18 protein-coding genes are annotated in these 17,210 nt (G+C 70.1%); 15 read left to right on the plus strand and 3 right to left on the minus strand.

Annotated features, from left to right (window positions below; all coding sequences use genetic code 11):
- Nucleotides 1–13 precede the first annotated feature (13 nt).
- From ABZ937_RS02285 to ABZ937_RS02305, 5 genes are all read left to right on the plus strand, one after another.
- Nucleotides 14–1,168 carry a cytochrome P450 gene (locus ABZ937_RS02285; protein ID WP_361684752.1) on the plus strand — a complete coding sequence of 385 codons (1,155 nt, stop codon included), beginning with the start codon at nt 14–16 and terminating at the stop codon, nt 1,166–1,168.
- Nucleotides 1,169–1,206: 38 nt separating this feature from the next.
- Nucleotides 1,207–1,437, plus strand: coding sequence for a phosphopantetheine-binding protein (locus tag ABZ937_RS02290; RefSeq protein WP_361684754.1), 231 nt, complete (start codon nt 1,207–1,209; stop codon nt 1,435–1,437).
- Nucleotides 1,434–2,909 (plus strand): amino acid adenylation domain-containing protein, encoded by a 1,476-nt coding sequence (locus ABZ937_RS02295; RefSeq protein ID WP_361684756.1) that lies wholly within the window; start codon nt 1,434–1,436, stop codon nt 2,907–2,909. The genes ABZ937_RS02290 and ABZ937_RS02295 overlap by 4 nt, the downstream gene beginning before the upstream one ends.
- A 101-nt stretch (nt 2,910–3,010) precedes the next feature.
- Nucleotides 3,011–3,625 (plus strand): hypothetical protein, encoded by a 615-nt coding sequence (locus ABZ937_RS02300; RefSeq protein WP_361684758.1) that lies wholly within the window; start codon nt 3,011–3,013, stop codon nt 3,623–3,625.
- A 140-nt stretch (nt 3,626–3,765) separates the two neighbouring features.
- Nucleotides 3,766–5,676, plus strand: a complete 1,911-nt coding sequence (locus tag ABZ937_RS02305) for an ABC transporter ATP-binding protein (protein WP_361684760.1) — start codon at nt 3,766–3,768, stop codon at nt 5,674–5,676.
- 266 nt (nt 5,677–5,942) lie between these two features.
- On the opposite strand, the gene ABZ937_RS02310 is transcribed toward ABZ937_RS02305, so the two are convergent.
- Entirely contained in the window at nt 5,943–6,713 is a 771-nt protein-coding gene (locus ABZ937_RS02310) for a CAP domain-containing protein (protein ID WP_361685395.1), read from the minus strand.
- A gap of 50 nt (nt 6,714–6,763) precedes the next feature.
- On the opposite strand from ABZ937_RS02310, the gene ABZ937_RS02315 reads away from it, so the two are divergent.
- A complete protein-coding gene (locus tag ABZ937_RS02315) occupies nt 6,764–7,825 on the plus strand; it encodes an RICIN domain-containing protein (RefSeq protein ID WP_361684762.1) in 1,062 nt (353 codons plus the stop codon).
- A gap of 86 nt (nt 7,826–7,911) precedes the next feature.
- Here ABZ937_RS02315 and ABZ937_RS02320 read toward each other — a convergent pair whose 3' ends face one another.
- Complete coding sequence (locus tag ABZ937_RS02320) at nt 7,912–8,808, minus strand: AraC family transcriptional regulator (RefSeq protein ID WP_361684764.1); 897 nt, start codon at nt 8,806–8,808, stop codon at nt 7,912–7,914.
- A 395-nt stretch (nt 8,809–9,203) separates the two neighbouring features.
- Between ABZ937_RS02320 and ABZ937_RS02325 the strand changes: the two genes are divergently transcribed.
- The 6 genes from ABZ937_RS02325 to ABZ937_RS02350 all read left to right on the plus strand — a co-directional run bounded on the left by ABZ937_RS02325 (nt 9,204) and on the right by ABZ937_RS02350 (nt 14,582).
- Entirely contained in the window at nt 9,204–10,556 is a 1,353-nt protein-coding gene (locus ABZ937_RS02325) for an aldehyde dehydrogenase family protein (RefSeq protein ID WP_361684766.1), read from the plus strand.
- A 264-nt stretch (nt 10,557–10,820) separates the two neighbouring features.
- Entirely contained in the window at nt 10,821–11,582 is a 762-nt protein-coding gene (locus tag ABZ937_RS02330) for an SDR family NAD(P)-dependent oxidoreductase (RefSeq protein WP_361684768.1), read from the plus strand.
- Nucleotides 11,579–11,947 carry a DUF4345 domain-containing protein gene (locus ABZ937_RS02335; protein ID WP_361684770.1) on the plus strand — a complete coding sequence of 123 codons (369 nt, stop codon included), beginning with the start codon at nt 11,579–11,581 and terminating at the stop codon, nt 11,945–11,947. The genes ABZ937_RS02330 and ABZ937_RS02335 overlap by 4 nt, the downstream gene beginning before the upstream one ends.
- A 229-nt stretch (nt 11,948–12,176) precedes the next feature.
- Nucleotides 12,177–12,902, plus strand: a complete 726-nt coding sequence (locus tag ABZ937_RS02340; protein ID WP_361684772.1) for a peptidylprolyl isomerase — start codon at nt 12,177–12,179, stop codon at nt 12,900–12,902.
- A 305-nt stretch (nt 12,903–13,207) separates the two neighbouring features.
- The gene (locus ABZ937_RS02345; RefSeq protein WP_361684774.1) at nt 13,208–13,804 is read left to right on the plus strand and encodes a hypothetical protein; all 597 of its coding nucleotides are present in this window, start codon (nt 13,208–13,210) and stop codon (nt 13,802–13,804) included.
- Between the two features lie 40 nt (nt 13,805–13,844).
- The gene (locus ABZ937_RS02350) at nt 13,845–14,582 is read left to right on the plus strand and encodes a YcnI family protein (RefSeq protein WP_361684776.1); all 738 of its coding nucleotides are present in this window, start codon (nt 13,845–13,847) and stop codon (nt 14,580–14,582) included.
- 122 nt (nt 14,583–14,704) lie between these two features.
- Here ABZ937_RS02350 and ABZ937_RS02355 read toward each other — a convergent pair whose 3' ends face one another.
- Nucleotides 14,705–14,827: a hypothetical protein gene (locus tag ABZ937_RS02355; protein ID WP_361684778.1), complete on the minus strand. Its 123-nt coding sequence runs from the start codon at nt 14,825–14,827 to the stop codon at nt 14,705–14,707.
- Between the two features lie 78 nt (nt 14,828–14,905).
- Between ABZ937_RS02355 and ABZ937_RS02360 the strand changes: the two genes are divergently transcribed.
- From ABZ937_RS02360 to ABZ937_RS02370, 3 genes are read left to right on the plus strand one after another with little or no spacing between them, the layout of a single operon-like run.
- A complete protein-coding gene (locus tag ABZ937_RS02360; protein ID WP_361684780.1) occupies nt 14,906–15,541 on the plus strand; it encodes an ABC transporter ATP-binding protein in 636 nt (211 codons plus the stop codon).
- On the plus strand, nt 15,538–16,416 hold the full coding sequence (locus ABZ937_RS02365) for a metal ABC transporter permease (protein ID WP_361684782.1): 879 nt from the start codon (nt 15,538–15,540) through the stop codon (nt 16,414–16,416). The genes ABZ937_RS02360 and ABZ937_RS02365 overlap by 4 nt, the downstream gene beginning before the upstream one ends.
- The gene (locus tag ABZ937_RS02370) at nt 16,365–17,186 is read left to right on the plus strand and encodes a zinc ABC transporter substrate-binding protein (protein WP_361684784.1); all 822 of its coding nucleotides are present in this window, start codon (nt 16,365–16,367) and stop codon (nt 17,184–17,186) included. Before ABZ937_RS02365 ends, ABZ937_RS02370 begins: the two co-directional genes overlap by 52 nt.
- The last annotated feature ends 24 nt before the right edge of the window (nt 17,187–17,210 follow it).

The following is a 17,210-nucleotide window of genomic DNA, read 5'->3' on the forward strand; positions in this document are numbered from 1 at the left end:
GGAGCAGCGGGCCGTGGGGGTTTCGTTCTGGGAGGATCCGTACCCTGTCTACAAGACCTTTCAAGAGCGTTCCGGCGTCTTCTGGGACGAGCTGCTGGAAGTCTGGGTGGTCGCCGGAAGAAGCGCGGTGAACACGGTTCTGCGCTCTCCGGAAGTGTCCTCGGACTGGCTTCGGCTGAACGCCGGCGATTCGCCCTGCCGCGAGTTCCCCGAACTGGAGCGGATGCTGCTCGGCTGGTTCATGCTCATGGATCCGCCGGGTCACACACGGCTTCGCCGGACCATGCAGTCCTTCTTCGCCCGCAACCGTGCGGAGAGCCTCGCCGAAGAATTCCAGGACGTCGTCGCCACACAACTGGAGACGATTCGCCCGCCCACCGGCGTGGACATCGCGAACGACTTCTCCACCCCGGTCGCCGGCGGCATTCTCGCCCGGGTACTCGATGTGCCCGCCGACGTCATGTCCACGGCGGCCGTTCACATGGCCGCGATCGCCAGTTTCCTGGCCCAGCCACACAAAACGGAGTTCGCCGAGCAGGCGGCTGCCGCCGTCGGCCGGCTCAACGAGCTCTATCGCGCGCTCGCCCCGGACCTCTCGCCGGACAGCGCCCTGTTCCCTCTCGTCGGCGACGACCCGGCAGCGCCCCAGGACACCTACCTGCACACGGCCCACCTCCTGTCCTTCGCCGGCCAGGAGACCACGGCGGGGCTCATCGCGAGCGGGCTGCTGCACCTGCTGCGAGAACCCGGCCGCTACCACGAAGTGGCCACGGGGCAGGCCGAAGCCGGGGCGGTGGTCGAGGAATTGCTGCGCTTCGACACGCCCGTACCGCAGGTCCCCCGAGTCGCACTCGCCGACCTGAGCGTGGACGGGCACACCATCCGCGCGGGTGACCGCATTCTCGTGCTGCTCGCCGCCGCCAACCGGGACTGGCAGAACTCCGCGGACGCCGACGTCCTCGACTTCACGCGGAACCAGCGGCACCTGGCCTTCGGGGTCGGCATCCACTACTGCCTCGGCGCTCCGATAGCCCGTCAAGGCGCGAAGGCCGCGATCTCCGCATGGACGGCCGCCTTTCCCACGGCCCGGCTCTCCCCGGAAACCGTTCGATGGGCCGTGGGTACCGGCTACCGCAGACTCGAATCCGCCTTCGTCCAGCCTGCCTGAAGAGAAAAGCAGAGAACAGCAGAGAAAGGGGAAACGACATGGACAACTCGCTCGACGCGGTGATCGAGAGCTATGTGAAGGTCGTCGGCAGCTCCGAGGTCGACGCGGAGTCCGACTTCTTCGCGATCGGTGGCCATTCCCTCCTGGTCATGGAGGTCATCTCGCTGCTGCGCACCCAGTACGGGATGAGCGTACCGGCGCGGCAGTTCCTGACGGACGCCCGCGCGCAGGCGGTGGCGGCGGCCTGCGTGGCGGTCGAGAGCCAGTGAGCGCCTCGACGGTCAGGAACGGCATCAGCTCTGTTCCGGAGATGGTCCTGAGCCAGGCGCGACGGCGGCCGGACGCACCGGCCGTGGCGTGCGAGGGGCAGCTGACCACGTACGGCGAGCTGGTGCGGCAGGCCGCCGGCATCGCCCTCGCCCTGACCCGGAGCGGGGTCCGGCCGGGCGCGGTCGTCGCGATCCACCTGGATCGCGGCATCGGTGTGCTGGCTGCCCAGCTCGGCATCTGGAGCACAGGAGGGATCTGCCTCACCCTGCCTCCCGACCTGCCGCGTGGCCGGCTGGAGGCGATGGTGGCCGATGCCGCTCCGGAAGCCGTCGTCGGGGATTTTGCCGGCGGCCCGGACGCCGGCCTGCCCGGCGTGCCGAGGGTGATCGACCGGGCGGCGTGCGCCCCGGCGGAACCGGACGCGCTCGGTGTGCCCGGCGGCGGCGCGTACCTCATCTACACCTCGGGATCGACAGGGGTCCCGAAGGGCGTGCTCGTCGGACACGATTCCTTCGCGCTGCTGGCGCGCTGGCACGGCGACACCTACGGCGTGACGCCCGCGGACCGGGCCGCGTCGATCGCCGCCATGTCGTTCGACGCCTTCATGTGGGAGACCTGGCCGTACCTGTGCCACGGCGCGTCCATCCACTTCGCTCCCGGGGAACTGAAGCTGGCGCCCTGGGAACTCGGCGACTGGTACCGGGCCCAGGCCATCGACCTGGCGTTTCTGCCGACTCCGCTGGCCGAGGCCTATCTGCGGCACGGGACCCACTTCGGACAGCTGCGCTGCCTGCTGACCGGAGGCGACCGGCTGCGCCTTCGGGACGGGCACCCGCTGCGGCGCTTCGTCAATCACTACGGCCCCACCGAGACGACGGTGGTCGCCACCAGCCACGAGGTGGCACCGACGAGCACCGGCCCCGTCCCGATCGGCCGGGCGATCGGCCCGGCCCGGACCATGGTGGCCGACGGCACGGCGGAGGCCGAGAGCGGCGCCCCCGGTGAACTCCTCGTCGGCGGCGCATGCCTGGCCCTCGGGTACTGGAGGAACCAGGCGGCGACCGAGAGCGGCTTCGTGCGCGTCGGCGGCTCCGCACAGCGGTGGTATCGCACCGGCGACCTGGTCCGCCGGAACGACGAGGGCGAACTGGAGTTCCTCGGGCGGATCGACCGGCAGATCAAGGTGCGCGGCGTGCGGGTGGAGCCGGGGGAGATCGAGGGAGTGCTGGGCCGGTGCCCCGGGGTGAACGACGTCGTGGTCGACTGGGACCAGGACGAGGCCCGCCTCACCGCCTACGTGGTCGGCGACGCGCACAGCGATGCGCCCCGTTCGGCCGCGGCGCTCAAGGAGTTCGCCCGCCGGCACCTGCCCGCCGAGATGGTGCCGCAGCATTACGTCTTCGTGGGCAGCATCCCCATGACGGCACACGGGAAGATCGACCGAACGTCTCTCCTGCGGCACACGAGGTAACTGTGTGATGAAGAGGTGAGCCGGCTCGTCACTCCGGGTAGCGAAGGGTGCGACGGATCCAGGATCAGATCCGCACGCGCCGACCCCGAGGAACAGTACCGATGAGCTCGACAGCTTCACGTCTCCGCACCGCTGTCCGCGCCGCCGCCCCGGCCGTGGCCGCCCTCACCCTGACGATGGCCGTCGCGAGCCCCGCGTCCGCAGCCCCCGCCTTCGTGACGATCAGCAACGGCCGGCTCGTCTTCACCGCCCTGCCCGGCGAGACGAACACCGTCACCTTCGACACCTTCAGCGCGGGAACCCTCCGGGTCACCGACACGACGAGCAATCTCACCGCGGGCCCGGGCTGCACCGGGAGCGGCCATACGGTCCTCTGCGCGGGCCAGGGCGTGACCCGGATCGTCGCCGACCTCGGCGACCGGAACGACACGGCTCAGAACGACACCGACCTCCCGAGCGACCTCGTGGGCGGGCAGGGCAACGACATCCTCGTCGGCGGCAGCGGCCCCGACCGGCTCACCGACCCCGACGGCTGGACCGGTCCGACCCTGATCACCGTGACCATGGTCGGGCGCGGCGGCAACGACACGATCGTCAGCCGCAACGGCGGCTTCGACCAGATCGACTGCGGCACCGGCTTCGACGTCCTGGTCGCCGACCGGCCCCCTCTCGACATCGTCGTGCCCAACACCTGCGAAATCGTCCAGCGCTTCTGACCCACCCCGCACCGGCCCCCTCGCCTTCCCGGTGACCCACGAACGCGGCGGTGTCCGGTTCTCGCCGGTCCGCGGTAAATGCCTGGACTGAGGAACTCCGCGGACGGGACACTTCCGACTTCCGAACCTCCGGGAGTGTGATGGGGACAACAGATACGCGAGGGCCGACACCGGGCAGGAGCGCGGTCGTCCTGGCACTGCGCCACTACGGCCGGGAACTGCTGCGACTACGACTGCTGGCCCTGCCCGCGCTGCTGTTGCCGGCCGTGGGCAACATCGGCATCCGCTACGTCGCCCCCCTGCTGATCGCCAAACTGGCGGGACAGGCCGCCGACGACGGCGATCTCACCCTCGGCTCGGCGCTGCCGTACGTGCTGGGCTTCGGCGTGACGCTGCTGCTCGCCGAGGGCGTGTGGCGGATCGGGCAGCACTGCCTGAACCGCGTGGACGCCCTCGGCATGGAACACCTGTACGTGAGCGGCATGGACGAACTCCTGGCCAAGGACGCGGCGTTCTTCCACGACAACTTCGCCGGCTCCCTGACCAAACGGGTGCTCAGCTTCGGCAAGCGCTTCGAGGACTTCGTCGACACGGTGACGTACCGGATCGTGGGCAGTCTCGTCCCGCTGGTCTTCGGTGCCGTGGTGCTGTGGAGCTACGAACCGGCGCTCGTCGTCGGCCTTCTCGTGATGATCGCGCTGACCGTGGTGGCCGCGACGCCGCTGATCCGTCGTCGGCAGAGGCTCGTCAACGCCCGTGAGGCGGCGATCGCCCGGGTCTCCGGCCACGTCGCCGACAGCCTCATGAACATGGAGACCATCCGGGCGTTCGCGGCGGAGCGGCGGGAGGCCGACGAACACCGCAGCCGTGTCGCGGACTCCCGGCGCCTGACGCTCAGGTCGTGGGACTACGGCAATCTGCGCGTCGACACCCTGGTCGCCCCCATGTCCGTGCTGACCAACGTGCTGGGGCTGTTGGTCGCCGTCGCCTTCGGCGGCTCGGGCCAGGGAGTCGAGGAGATCGTCGTCAGTTTCACCTACTACTCCAACGCCACACAGATCATGTTCGAGTTCAACCAGATCTACCGGCGTCTGGAAAGCTCGATGACCGAGGCCGCGCAGTTCACGGAGCTGCTGCTGGATCCGCCCACCGTGCTCGACCCGACGCATCCCGAGACGCTCGCACCGCGGGACACCGGCATCCGCTTCGAGGCGGTGACCTTCGCCCACACGGGTGCGAAGCCGATTTTCCAGGGCCTCGACCTGGACGTGCCCGCAGGTGCACGGATCGGCCTGGTCGGCAGGTCCGGCGGCGGCAAGACCACGCTCACCCGGCTCCTGCTGCGGATGTCGGACCTCGACGACGGACGCATCCTGATCGGCGGTCAGGACATCAGCCGGCTGCGCCAGACCGACCTGCGCTCACTGATCGCCTACGTACCGCAGGAACCCGCCATGTTCCACCGCAGCCTGCGGGACAACATCGCCTTCGCCCGGCCCGGCGCCACCGACGAGGAGATCCACGCGGCGGCCGCGGCCGCGCACGTCACGGAGTTCGCCGACCAACTCCCCGACGGCTTCGCCACCCTGGTGGGGGAGAGGGGGGTCAAACTCTCGGGCGGCCAGCGCCAGCGCGTCGCCCTGGCCAGGGCCATCCTGCGCGACGCCCCGATCCTGCTGCTCGACGAGGCGACCAGCGCGCTGGACTCGGAGAGCGAACTCCTCGTCCAGGACGCCCTGTGGCGGTTGATGGACGGACGTACGGCCCTCGTGGTCGCCCACCGCCTGAGCACCGTCGCCGGCATGGACCGTCTCGTCGTCCTCGACCGCGGAAGCGTCGTCGAGCAGGGCACCCACGAGGAACTGCTCACGGCGGACGGTGCCTACGCCAAGCTGTGGCAGCACCAGTCGGGCGGCTTCCTCGGCGAGAGCACCGAGTCGGCCCTCGGACACCCGGTCCCGGAAACCGGCCCCAGCGGACTGCCCGGACCGGCCGACCCGGCGCCGGACGGGGGCCGACCACACGCCCGTACGAGCACCGGGTCCACGTGACCGAGTCGATTCCCGGACATTCCTTGCGGTGCTGGGGCAGGGGCGGCACGTCCGCGGTGGGGAGACCTACCGGCTTGCCGCGCCGTCCGGTACACCGGAAGCCGCCAGGACTGCTCGCGCTGCCCGTTCACCTGAACGCGGCGGCCGGCGACGGGCCCGGGGCGTACGCAGCGGTCTGGTGAGAATGAATTCGGATCTTCATGGCTCAACGGCGGGGACGACTCCCCGCTCCGGGGCGACAAGTCTGCTCGTCACTTCGGCCGTTGTCAGTCGGAGAAGTCCTGGGCCATCCAGACCCTCCCCCCGCTGTCGCGCAGCACGGTGATTCCTATGTGGTGGAAGTCCGGGTTGAGGATGTTGCGGCGGTGTCCGTCGTTGGGGGGCTGTTCGGCGAGCATCCCTTTCGTGATCCCGACGGCCATGCCCGTGATGTCCGCCTGCGTTTCGGCGACCGGGCCGCCCTCGCCGATGTTCTCGCCGGCGGTTCTCCAGTGAACGCCGGCCGCCGTCTCGCGGTCGCCGAGCGACGGCTCGCCCGGACATTGGTGCTGCAGGCCACAACCGGCGGCCATGGTGTCGGTGTGTCGGCCAGAGCTCGTTCCCAGGCCGGTGCTGAACCGCAACGGCGCGAGACCTGCCTCGGCACGGGCCTGGTTGATGACGTCGAGGACCTCCGACGCGGCCGTTTGCCCGGCGGTCGGAACGTTCGGGGGTTTCGTGTCTCGGCGGGTGTGGGCCTTTCCGGGGCGGGAGTGGACGCAGGTGCGATGTGCCGGGAGCCGTTCGGAGGCGTCGTGTGCCTGGCCGTGGGCTTTGTGCGGGGCGTGGCCGTCGGTGGTGGGGTGTGCGGCGTACCGGCAGGGCCTTTCCGAGGGGTTGCCACCGGGGCGGCTGCATCGTCGGCCACCGTGAGGCCACCTGATGGATGTCCCGCGGACTTCCCCTCGTCGGGGCTTGCCAGTTCCACCGCGCCCAGCGCCGCCGTGACGGTCGCCGCGAGCGCCGTGGCGGTCAGCAGCGGCCTGCTGCCGAAGGATGCCAGTGAGCGTCCGCCCCCGTTGCCCAGGGCGAGGGTGCGCGCCGCACGGTGCTTGGAGGCGCGCCGGCGTCGGTGTGTGCCCTGCCGTGCGCGTGGTCCACTCACCGACGCCGAGGTGGCCCGGAGCGTGGGGCTCGTGCTGCGCGCGAGGACGTACGCCACGTAGCCGACCGGAAGCGGCACCAAGGCGAGGTTGACCAGCAATCGCTCGGCCTGGCCGCCGGGCTGATCAGCCCGCTGGCCGCACGGCTGGTCACCGGCAACGCCTCAGCGGCCGGGAACACGTTCGCCTTCGCCCCGGACGGGTCGGCTTTCCTGCTCGACGGGAAGCCGTTCCAGATCCGCAGCGGCGAGATGCTTGTGAACTGGCAGACGTACACGCTGCCGGTCGACGAGCCCTACGTCGCGGCACTGAAGCCGAACATCAGCGACCCGAACCGCCCGGGCCTGTTCTTCCGAGCCACCTTCACCCTCGGCGCCGTCGGCGACACCTACCTGGACATGTCCGGATGGACCAAGGGGCTGGTCTGGGTCAACGGCCGTAACCTCGGACGCTATTGGAGCATCGGCCCCCAGCACCGCCTCTTCTGTCCCGCGCCCTGGCTCGTCGCCGGCACCAACGAGGTCGTCGTCCTCGACCTCCACCAGACCCGCGGCGCGGCCATCCCCTTCTGCGCCACCCTGGACGCGTACACCCTCACCAACCGCGCGAGCGGCGAAGTCCTCGACGATCCCGACTTCTCGACGACCAAGGACACCCAGCTCATCCAGTACACCCTCAACGGCGGCACCAACCAGCAATGGCGTCTCTCCGACCTCGGCAACGGCGTCTCCACCATCACCAACGTCCACTCGGGCATGCTCGTCGACGTCCAGCACGCAAGCCCGACCGACGGCACCCCGATCATCCAGTGGCCGGCAAAAGACGGCGGAACCAACCAGCAGTGGAAGCTGGTCCCGACGGACGGCGGCTACGTGAAGATCGTCAGTGTGCTGAGCGAGAAGAAGGTCATCGAGGTCGACGCCGACAGCACACACGACCATGCGGCGATCGTGCTGCAGACGGACAAGGACAGTGCCAGCCAGCAATGGATGCTGAGGCCCGCGTGAATGGCGGAGCTGCGCCAGGCCGCAGCGGAGCGACAACACGGCCGTCGTCGGCCCCCCGGCAGATGCCTCAGTCTGACGGCCAGGTCCTATGCCCGCCGCGTCGTTGCCGTGGTGGCCTGGGCGAGTCGAGCGCGTAGGCGGGCCGCGTCCTGGCCCGGTGGAAGGCCGTAGGTGCTGCGGTACTCGCGGTTGAACTGGGTGGCGCTTGCGTATCCGACCGCCTGCGCGATCTGGGCCGCGGTGGCATCGCCGGCGACCAGGCGACGTCGTGCCTCCTGCAGCCGTAGGTGCTTCTGGTACTGGATCGGGCTCATGCCGGTGGCCGCTTTGAAGTGCCGGTGCAGGCTGGCGGGGCTCATGTGTGCCACGGCGGCGATCTCGTCGATTCTGAGCGGCTCGGTGTAGCGGGCGCAGATCCATCGGGCCACCTCGCGCACCCGGGTCGTGACGGAGTCGGCCAGAGACCACTGGCGCAGGACGGGTCCGAGGGAGCTGCGCAGCAGCCGGTAGAGGATCTCGCTCTCGACCCGGGCGGCGAGGGGGCGGATGTCGTCGGGGGTGTCGAGGAGCTGGACATAGCGGGTGAGTGCGTCGATGAGTTCCGGGGTCATCGGCGCGGTCACCTGTGCTTCGATCGTCGACAGGGTGGCGGGGCCGGTCTCGTGCAGCTCGACGAGCAGTTCGGTGAGCGCCTGGGTGTCGAATCGCAGGACGGCGGAGCGGTAGGGCGCCTTCTCCACCGCGACGGTGACGGGCAGGTCGATGGTGGTGAACAGCATCTCGCCGGCGTGAGCGACATGGCTGAGCTCCCCCGCGGTGGTGCGTTTCGTGCCCTCGGCGACGAAGCAGATCATCGGATCCTCCAGCCGGTCGGTGGGCTCCATGAGCTCATCGACCGCGACAAGGGTGAGCCGCGGGACCGCGGTGGCCGAGCCCACTCCCACGAAGTGCCGATTGATGGCTGAGGAAAGTCGGTCCAGCACGGCGCCTCCTTGTTGAGAGGATTAGGCAATTCTATGCGATCGGTGCCCCATGACCCCCGGGTGCCGTGTCCCTAGCGTTGAGGACATGGCACAACGCACCAGGAAGCCCGCCCGGCGCACTCTCGGCGGCCAGGGCCTCAAGACCGGGGCGACCGGTCTGGGCACGTAGGCACGACGATCGCCTGCGGCGCTCCGGCCGTGGCCGCCGCGCAGGTCACCCTCACGCCCGAGGATGTCGCCCGCGTCCCGGAGATCCTGCCGCACGAGGTCGGCTCCCGCCAGGCCGCGGCCGTCACGCCGACCTGGCGGTGACCAGCAACGCGTGGCTACCGGGATACCGCTCGCCTTCCCCGGAGGCCGGCCTGCTTTCGCTCCAATCCGAACAGGACCACACTGTGACTGACCCCAAAGCATCCTTCACCCTCGACGACACCTTCACTGCCGCCGAAGCCACGGCGCTGGTGGACCGGCTGCGCGCCGCCTTCCGCACCGGCCGCACCAAGCCTCTGTCCTGGCGCCGGCAGCAGCTGACCCGGCTGCGTGGCCTGCTCACCGACAACCGCGTGGCGATAGCCGACGCCCTGTACGCGGACCTGCACAAGAGCCGCGCCGAGGCCGACGCCATGGAGATCGACCTCACGATCGTCGAGATCGACGAGTACCTGGAGCACCTGGAGGAGTGGACCGCCCCGCAGCACGCCCCCGTGTCGGTGCCCGGCCTTCCCGGCAGCACCGCCCGTACCGTGTTCGACCCCCTCGGTGTCGCCCTGGTGATCTCTGCGTGGAACTACCCGATCAATCTGCTGCTGGTCCCCGTCGCGGGCGCCCTCGCGGCCGGTAACGCGGTCGTGATCAAGCCCGCCAACTACGCCGCCCACACCTCCGCGCTGCTGGCCGAGCTGCTGCCCGCCTATCTCGACACCGACGCCACCGCGGTCGTCGAGGGCGGCTCGCGGGAGATCACCGTGCTCCTGGAGCAGCGCTTCGACCACATCTTCTACACCGGCAACGGCACGGTCGGCCGCATCGTGATGACCGCCGCCGCCAAGAACCTCACCCCGGTCGTCCTCGAGCTCGGCGGCAAGTCGCCGGTGTTCGTGGACCGGGACGCCGACATCGCGACGGTCGCGCAGCGCCTGGCGCGGACCAAGTTCGCCAACGCCGGACAGACCTGCGTCGCCCCCGACTACGTCCTGACCGACCCGGAGACCGCGGCCGAACTGCAGGCCGCCCTGGTCGTCACGCTCAAGGAGCTGTTCGGTGAGGACCCGCAGACGTCCGACGCCTTCGCGCGGGTCGTCAACGAGCGGCACTTCGACCGGCTCTCCGCGCTGCTGGCCTCCGGCCGTACGGTCACCGGCGGCCGGACCGACCGCGGGGACAAGTACATCGCCCCGACCGTGCTGGCCGATGTCCGGCCCGACGAACCCGTGATGCAGGAGGAGATCTTCGGCCCCATCCTGCCGATCCTGACCGTGCAGGACCTGGACGAGGCGATCGCCTTCATCAACGAACGCGACAAGCCGCTCGCCCTGTACGCCTTCACCGAGAACAACACCACCAAGCGCCGGCTCACCGCCGAGACCTCCTCGGGCGGCCTCAACTTCGGCCTGCCGATGCACCACCTCGCCGTGCCGACGCTCCCCTTCGGCGGCGTCGGGGAAAGCGGCATGGGCAACTACCACGGCCGCTACTCCATCGAGACGTTCAGCCACCGCAAGGCCGTCCTCGACGTCCCGCTGAGCTGAACAGGTGGCATCGACTGCGAGGCCGACAAGAGAGGTATGGGCGAGCTTGGACCAGGACCGGCACAAACGGGCATGCTCCGAGCGGCTTCGTCGATGCGGGCGCGATCGGTCACGGAATGCATGGCGTTTCCCCTGGTCATACGGCGGAGAGCGCTTGTAGACAATCCATATGAAACCGGGCGGATCGGACTCTGCCACTGTCACCCCCTATCTCCATCCCGTACGGCTCGCAGCAGCGTGGCCGTTCATCGAAAGGCTTGAATCATGACTGGTCGTCTTGAAGGAACCGTTGCCCTGGTCACCGGGGCTTCCAGCGGTATCGGCCACGCCACCGCGCTGGAGCTTGCCCGCGAGGGCGCCGACGTGGCGCTGGTCGGCCGGCGCGAGGACCGCCTCACCGACCTCGCCGGAGAGATCACCGCCGCCGGCGGGAAGGCCCTGGTCGTGCCCGCCGACATCACCGACTCCCAGGCCGCCGCGGAGGCGGTCGAGCGGACCGTCGAGGGCCTGGGTCGTCTGGACATCCTGGTCAACAACGCCGGTCTCATGCTGCTCGGTCCCGCCTCGGGTGCGGATCTGAACGACTGGCGACGCATGATCGACATCAACCTGACGGGCCTGATGTACACCACCCACGCGGCCGTCCCTCACCTGGTCAAGGCCGCCGCCGAGGAACCGCGCCAGGTCGCCGACATCGTCAACGTCAGCTCGCTGAACGGCCGCAACGCCTACGCCATGATGGCGGTGTACACCGCCACCAAGTTCGGCGTCACCGGCTTCAGCGAGGCGCTGCGCCAGGAACTGGCAAAGCAGCATGTCCGTGTGTCCGTCATCGAGCCGGGCAGCGTCGACACCGAACTGCGCACGCACAACCCCGCTGCTGTGCAGCAGTACATCGCCTCCTCTCTGGGTGACATCGAGCGGCTGCAGAGCCGGGACATCGCCGACACGGTCGGCTACATCGTCACCCGTCCCCGGCACGTGGCCGTCGCCGAGCTGCTCGTACGCCCCGCCGAGCAGGCATGACCACCACATCCGTCAACTGCGAGACCAACAAGGAACGTTCGCTGCAGATAGCGCGGGGAGCCCCCGGGGGCGATGTGACCGCGGACCACGTACACCGCTTCATGGCGGGCGTCTACATCGGCTGGGCTCCCCTGTTCTTCTGGGCGGCGGCAACGATCCGTTCGCAGGGGATCCTCGTCTACTTCCTTGCCGCCCCGATCTTCTTCGGAGCCCTCGGGCGGGTGCTCTCCATCGCCCAGAACGGCCTGCCGGACCGGCCGGCAGAATTTCTCTCCTTCGGCGCCCTGGAGCTCATCCTCGCGTTCGTCATCGTCGGGGCGCACTCCACCGCACTCAGGACCAGACGAATGTCACTCGCTGTCTGAGGCAGCGACCCTGGGCGGGCACACCGGCATGTCCGGGACGGATGGCGTTTCTGCACCCGGAAACCCGCTCGACATGGTTCGGGGCGCCGTGCCGCAGCCGAACGACGTGGCCTGCGGCCGGGCCGAAGGCTGGGAGTGGATGTGGCCTGCGGACCGGTACTCGCCCACCGGGCCGCGCTTTAGACTGCGACCGCTCCGAAATCTGACGATCTTTTGGAGGGTGTGCAGGATGAACCGAGCTCTCATGACCGCATGGGCGGCAGCAGCGCTGGTCGTGTCCGGGGGCAGCACCACCGCCTCCGCTTCCGATGCCCCGCCGGGCACGACGCACGGTCCCTGCCAGTACACCCAGACCCCGGACGAGCCGGCGGCGCGGCCGGTTCCCCTGCCGCCCGACCCGCGGCACACCCCCGGTCACGGCACGGTCGACATGGCTGTCCCGACCAGCCAGGGCCCGCTCCCGCTGCGTCTGGACCGGGCGAAGGCGCCGTGCACGGTCCAGAGCTTCGTGCACCTGGCGCGGCACCGGTTCTACGACCGTACGGTGTGCCATCGGCTGACGGCGTATCCGACGCTGAAGGTCCTGCAGTGTGGCGACCCGACCGGCACCGGCGAGGGTGGGCCGGGGTACGCGTACAAGGACGAGCTGCCGGTGGACCTGCCGCCGGCACCGAGCGATCCGACCGGCGTCCGTCGCCTTTACGGGCGCGGTGTGCTGGCGATGGCCAACGCCGGGCCGAACACGAACGGTTCACAGTTCTTCGTCGTCTACGGCGACTCCGCGCTGCGACCGAACTACACGGTGTTCGGCACGGTCGGTACCGCCGGCCTGGAGACGCTCGACAAGATCGCTGCCGGCGGTATCGAGCCGACTACGCAGGACCCCCAGCTTGTCGACGGCACGCCCGTGCTGCGGACCGAGCTGCTCCGCGTCCGGCCGTCCTGCCGGCCCTGACGAACCGTGGTGCGGTCACCGTGGGGCCGGCTATGTGCCTGGTCCCACGGTGATGTGAAGTAGCCGTTGCCGATGCTGTCGGATGCGGCGGACGCGCGACCCCGTCGTGTGTGGGGGCGTGTGGGCGGACGGCGTGCGCCCGTGCTCCGCTTCCGGTGCTTCGATTTCGCCAAGATGGCCGGGAACTGAACGGCCGCCGCCTCCGACTCGTTAAGGGGGCGGATTGGCCAGGCGGTTCGTGGGCGGTGATGCGTATGCATGGGCGAGGGGAAAGATCTTCTTGCCGCATGGCAGCATCGGGTGCCGTGAGTGTGTCCCTGGCGGTGCGGAGCGTGCGCGCGGCGGTGTTCGCCGTGCTGTGCGTGCTGCTCGCTGCCGGAGGGCATGCCCTGGCCACGGGCATGGCGCCGGCGGTGTGGGTGCAGGTGGCCGCGTTCGTGCCGGTCTTTGCGGGCGGCTGTCTGCTGGGCGGCCGGGAGCGGTCGCTGGCCGCGATCGGCGTGGGGACTCTGGCTGCCCAGGGTGGGCTGCATCTCCTCTTCCACGCCGTGCAGCCGCACCACGCGGCGATGGTCATGCACGGCATGCGGATGGCCCACGCCCATGCGCTGACGCCGCACGCCACTGCCGCCCACGTCGGGGCGGCTCTGGTCCTGACCTGGTGGCTGCGGCGGGGCGAGGCGGCGCTGTGGTCGCTGCTGCGGTGGGCGGTCGTGTTCGTGCCGGGGCTTGCCGCCTGGTGGCAGGCCGACGGCGGGGCGCGGGGCGTACCGGACGCGCACGGGCTCGTAGGTCGGGCTGCCGGTGAGACGTGGTCGCTGCGGCAGGCACGGCTGAGGCACGCCGTTCACCGGCGGGGGCCGCCGATGGGGATGTCATCCGCGCTGTCGTACGCGATCTGACCCCGACATCCCTTCCTTCCGTACGGAGATCCCTCACCACATGTCCAGGACCCGCACCACCCTGCGCCGCGCCGGCGCCGTCACCGCCCTGACCGCCGCCGGACTCCTCGCCGCCGCCGGCGTCGCCTCCGCGCACGTCACCATCCACCCCGACAGCTACGCCAAGGGCGCCACCGACGGCGTCCTGACCTTCCGTGTCCCCAACGAGGAGGACAACGCGAGCACCAAGCAGGTCCAGGTGTTCCTGCCCACCGACCACCCCGTCCTCGGCGTGCTCGTCTCCCCGCAGGACGGCTGGACCGCCAAGGTCACCAACACCAAGCTCAAGACGCCCATCAAGACCGACGACGGCACCATCACCGACGCCGTCTCCGAGATCACCTTCACCGGCGGCAAGATCGACCCCGGCCACTACGAGGACTTCAACGTCGCCTTCGGCCAGCTGCCCGACGACACCGACCAGCTCACCTTCAAGACCCTCCAGACGTACTCCGACGGCAAGGTCGTGCGGTGGATCGAGGAGGCCCAGGGCGATCAGGAGCCGGAGAACCCGGCACCCGTGCTCAAGCTCACCGCCAAGGCGGCAGAGGACGGCGGCAGCGCGACCGCCTCGTCGGCGAGCCCGAAGACCTCCGACAGCTCGAAGTCGACCGCGTCGGCCAGTGACTCGACCGCCCGCGGTCTGGGTGTCGCCGGACTGGTCGTCGGCGTGCTGGGGCTGGCCGCGGCGGTGTTCTCCGTCCTGCGCGGCCGCTCCGCCGGATCCCGGGCCGAGTAAAGCCGAGTAGAACAGCGGTGCCTGCCCTGCCGGCGGAGACCCGTCGGCAGGGCACCCGTCGTCTTTTCGATGTGACGCGCGACGGATGAGAGCCGGTCGCCTGCGGTCCGCTCCACCGTCGGTCAGACGGCGACCGGGTCGGTGACGCCGTACCCCGCCTCGACGATCGCCGCGCGCAACCGCCCGTCGTCGAGATCCGTGCCGTGCACGGTGACGGAACCGGGGGCCGCGGAGACTTCGCGCATTCCTCTCTTCGCCGGAAATCGCCGGGAACTCATCGCCCTGCCCGTCCGACTCCTCTCGCAGAACGGACAGGAGGTGGGATGGACGGGCTGGATGTGCGGATGCGCCAGGTCGCCTGTCGGCACGGTCGCGTAGAGGCCGTGCGCGAGGTCGATCTCGACATCGAGGCGGGCGAGCGGGTGGCGCTGACCGGCACCAACGGGTCGGGCAAGACCACGCTGCTACGCGCCGTGCTGGGCCTGCACCGCCAGGCTGACGGGGAGATCCTGGTCGGCGGCCGGGGCACCGGCAGCGCGGCCGAGTGGGCGTGGCGGCGCCGGGCGTGCGCCTGGATCCCGCAGAAGCCCGCAGTCGGCAGATTCCCGCTGCTGGGCAGCGAGTTGCTGGCGAGCAGTGGGGCAGCGGCCGAAGGCGTGGAGGCGGCGGAGAAGCTGGGTGTCGGGTCGTTGACCGGCCGACCGCTGCACACGCTGTCGGGCGGCCAGCTGCAGCGCATGTATCTGGCCCGCGCGGTCGGCTGCGTCGCGGCCGGGGCGGGTGTGCTGCTGGCCGACGAGCCCACCGCCGCGCTCGACTTCGCCGGGCAGGAGGAGGCGGCCGACGTCCTGCTGTCGCTGCCGGTGACCGTCGTGGTCGTCACGCACGACCGGGCGCTGGCCGACCGCTGCGACCGGGTACTGGAGATGGCCGCCGGCCGGCTCCGGGAGGTCCGGTGAACAACCTTGCCGCCGCCGACCTCGGAACGCTCCTGCAGCTCGTACCCGTCCAACGGGCCGGAGCCGCCCTGCTCCTGGCGGCCGTCGGCCTTCCGGTGATCGGTGTCGTGATCGTCGGGCTCGACATCATGCCGGTCCGGTTCGCGATGATGCACGTCGCGCTCCTGGGCATCGCACTCGGACTGCTGACCGGGCTCGACCCCATGCTGTGCGCGCTGATCGCCTGCGCCCTCGCAGGTGCCGGTGTCGCGCCGCTGGCCCGCACCCCGGACGGCCTGTCCGGCGCGATGGGCCTGCTGATGAGCCTGGCGATCGCCGCCGCGCTGCTGGTCCTGGCCGTGTCCGGCGTCAACGCGCAAGGTGCGTTCGCGCTGCTGTGGGGCTCGATCCTGTCGGTGGGCACGCCCGACCTGTGGCTGCTGGGCGGGCTCGCCGTCGTCGTACCGGCCCTGTTCTGGTGGCGCCGCCGCGACCTCGCGCTCCTGCTCTACGACCGCGAACTCGCCCTCTCCTCCGGGGTGCGGGTCGACCGGCTCACCCTCTTGCTGCTCGTGCTCGTCGCGGTGTCCGTCGCCGGGGCGATCAAGCTGACCGGCGCGCTGCTCGTCGACGCGCTGACCCTCCTGCCCGCGCTCGCCGCCCGGCGGCTGGGCACCTCCCTGAAGTCCATCACCGCCTGGGCGGTCGGTATCGGCGTCGCGGTGAACCTCACCGGGTTCCTCGTCGCGCTGAAGCTCGACTGGCCGCCCGGGCCCCTGCTCGTCCTGACGGCCGGGGTCCTGGTCCTGGCCGTGCACCTCATCCCCGAACGGAGAATCCGCTCATGGCGCGCACCCGCGTCCGCACCGTCCGTGTCCCTTCCCTCCTCGCACTGAGCCTGACCACCGCGCTCGCGCTGACCGCCACCGCCTGCGGCTCCGACAACGCCGACAGCGGCGACAAGAGTGCGAACAAGAACGGCGGCGGCCCTGTCGTCGTGGCCACCACCACCTGGGAGGGCGCACTCGCCAAGGCCGCCGGCGCCAAGGACGTGAAGGTCATCGTCCCGTCGTCCGTGCAGCACGCCCCGGACTACGACCCCAAGCCGTCCGACCTCGCGGCGGTCGCCGACGCCGACTTCGTGCTGTACGCGTCCTTCGAGCCGTACGCCAAGAAGATCAAGGACGCTGCCGGGTCGAGCGCGAAGATGGTCGAGATGAACCTCGACAACGACGTCGCCACCACGAGTGCGGACGTCACCCGCCTGGGCAAGCTGTTCGGCACCCAGGAGGCCGCCGCGAAATGGAACACCTCCTTCAAGAGTGAGTACGGCGCGCTGCAGAAGGAGCTGAAGGCCGCGTGGCCGGGCGACAAGGCGCCGGCCGTCGTCGCGCAGGTCTTCTCCGCCTGGTCGGCGAAGATGGCCGGCGCCGACCTGCGCGGAACCTACGGTCCGCAGGCCGTGACCGCCAAGCAGCTGGCCGAGCTGGAGACGAAGAAGCCCGCGTTCGTCCTCGACAACATCCACATGACGACGGGCACGGTGCTGCCGGACTCCGGCGCGCGGCAGGTGGAGATCGTCAACTACCCGGGCAAGGACCTGGATCTGCTGGCGGTCTACAAGAACGCCGCGGAGACGATCAAGAAGGCGATGACCTCTTCCTGACCTGGTGTGCGTCGTGAGGTGAGT

It is taken from the genome of Streptomyces sp. NPDC046727 (assembly GCF_040645635.1).
Classification (GTDB): Bacteria; Actinomycetota; Actinomycetes; order Streptomycetales; family Streptomycetaceae; genus Streptomyces.

What these genes read in the sequence shown, in the direction of transcription:
- ABZ937_RS02290 (WP_361684754.1), top strand. Translation starts at nt 1,207, where the DNA reads ATGGACAACTCGCTCGACGCGGTGATCGAGAGCTATGTGAAGGTCGTC.
- ABZ937_RS02300 (WP_361684758.1), top strand. Translation starts at nt 3,011, where the DNA reads ATGAGCTCGACAGCTTCACGTCTCCGCACCGCTGTCCGCGCCGCCGCC.
- ABZ937_RS02305 (WP_361684760.1), top strand. Translation starts at nt 3,766, where the DNA reads ATGGGGACAACAGATACGCGAGGGCCGACACCGGGCAGGAGCGCGGTC.
- ABZ937_RS02330 (WP_361684768.1), top strand. Translation starts at nt 10,821, where the DNA reads ATGACTGGTCGTCTTGAAGGAACCGTTGCCCTGGTCACCGGGGCTTCC.
- ABZ937_RS02335 (WP_361684770.1), top strand. Translation starts at nt 11,579, where the DNA reads ATGACCACCACATCCGTCAACTGCGAGACCAACAAGGAACGTTCGCTG.
- ABZ937_RS02340 (WP_361684772.1), top strand. Translation starts at nt 12,177, where the DNA reads ATGAACCGAGCTCTCATGACCGCATGGGCGGCAGCAGCGCTGGTCGTG.
- ABZ937_RS02350 (WP_361684776.1), top strand. Translation starts at nt 13,845, where the DNA reads ATGTCCAGGACCCGCACCACCCTGCGCCGCGCCGGCGCCGTCACCGCC.
- ABZ937_RS02355 (WP_361684778.1), bottom strand. Translation starts at nt 14,827, where the DNA reads ATGCGCGAAGTCTCCGCGGCCCCCGGTTCCGTCACCGTGCACGGCACG.
- ABZ937_RS02360 (WP_361684780.1), top strand. Translation starts at nt 14,906, where the DNA reads ATGGACGGGCTGGATGTGCGGATGCGCCAGGTCGCCTGTCGGCACGGT.
- ABZ937_RS02370 (WP_361684784.1), top strand. Translation starts at nt 16,365, where the DNA reads ATGGCGCGCACCCGCGTCCGCACCGTCCGTGTCCCTTCCCTCCTCGCA.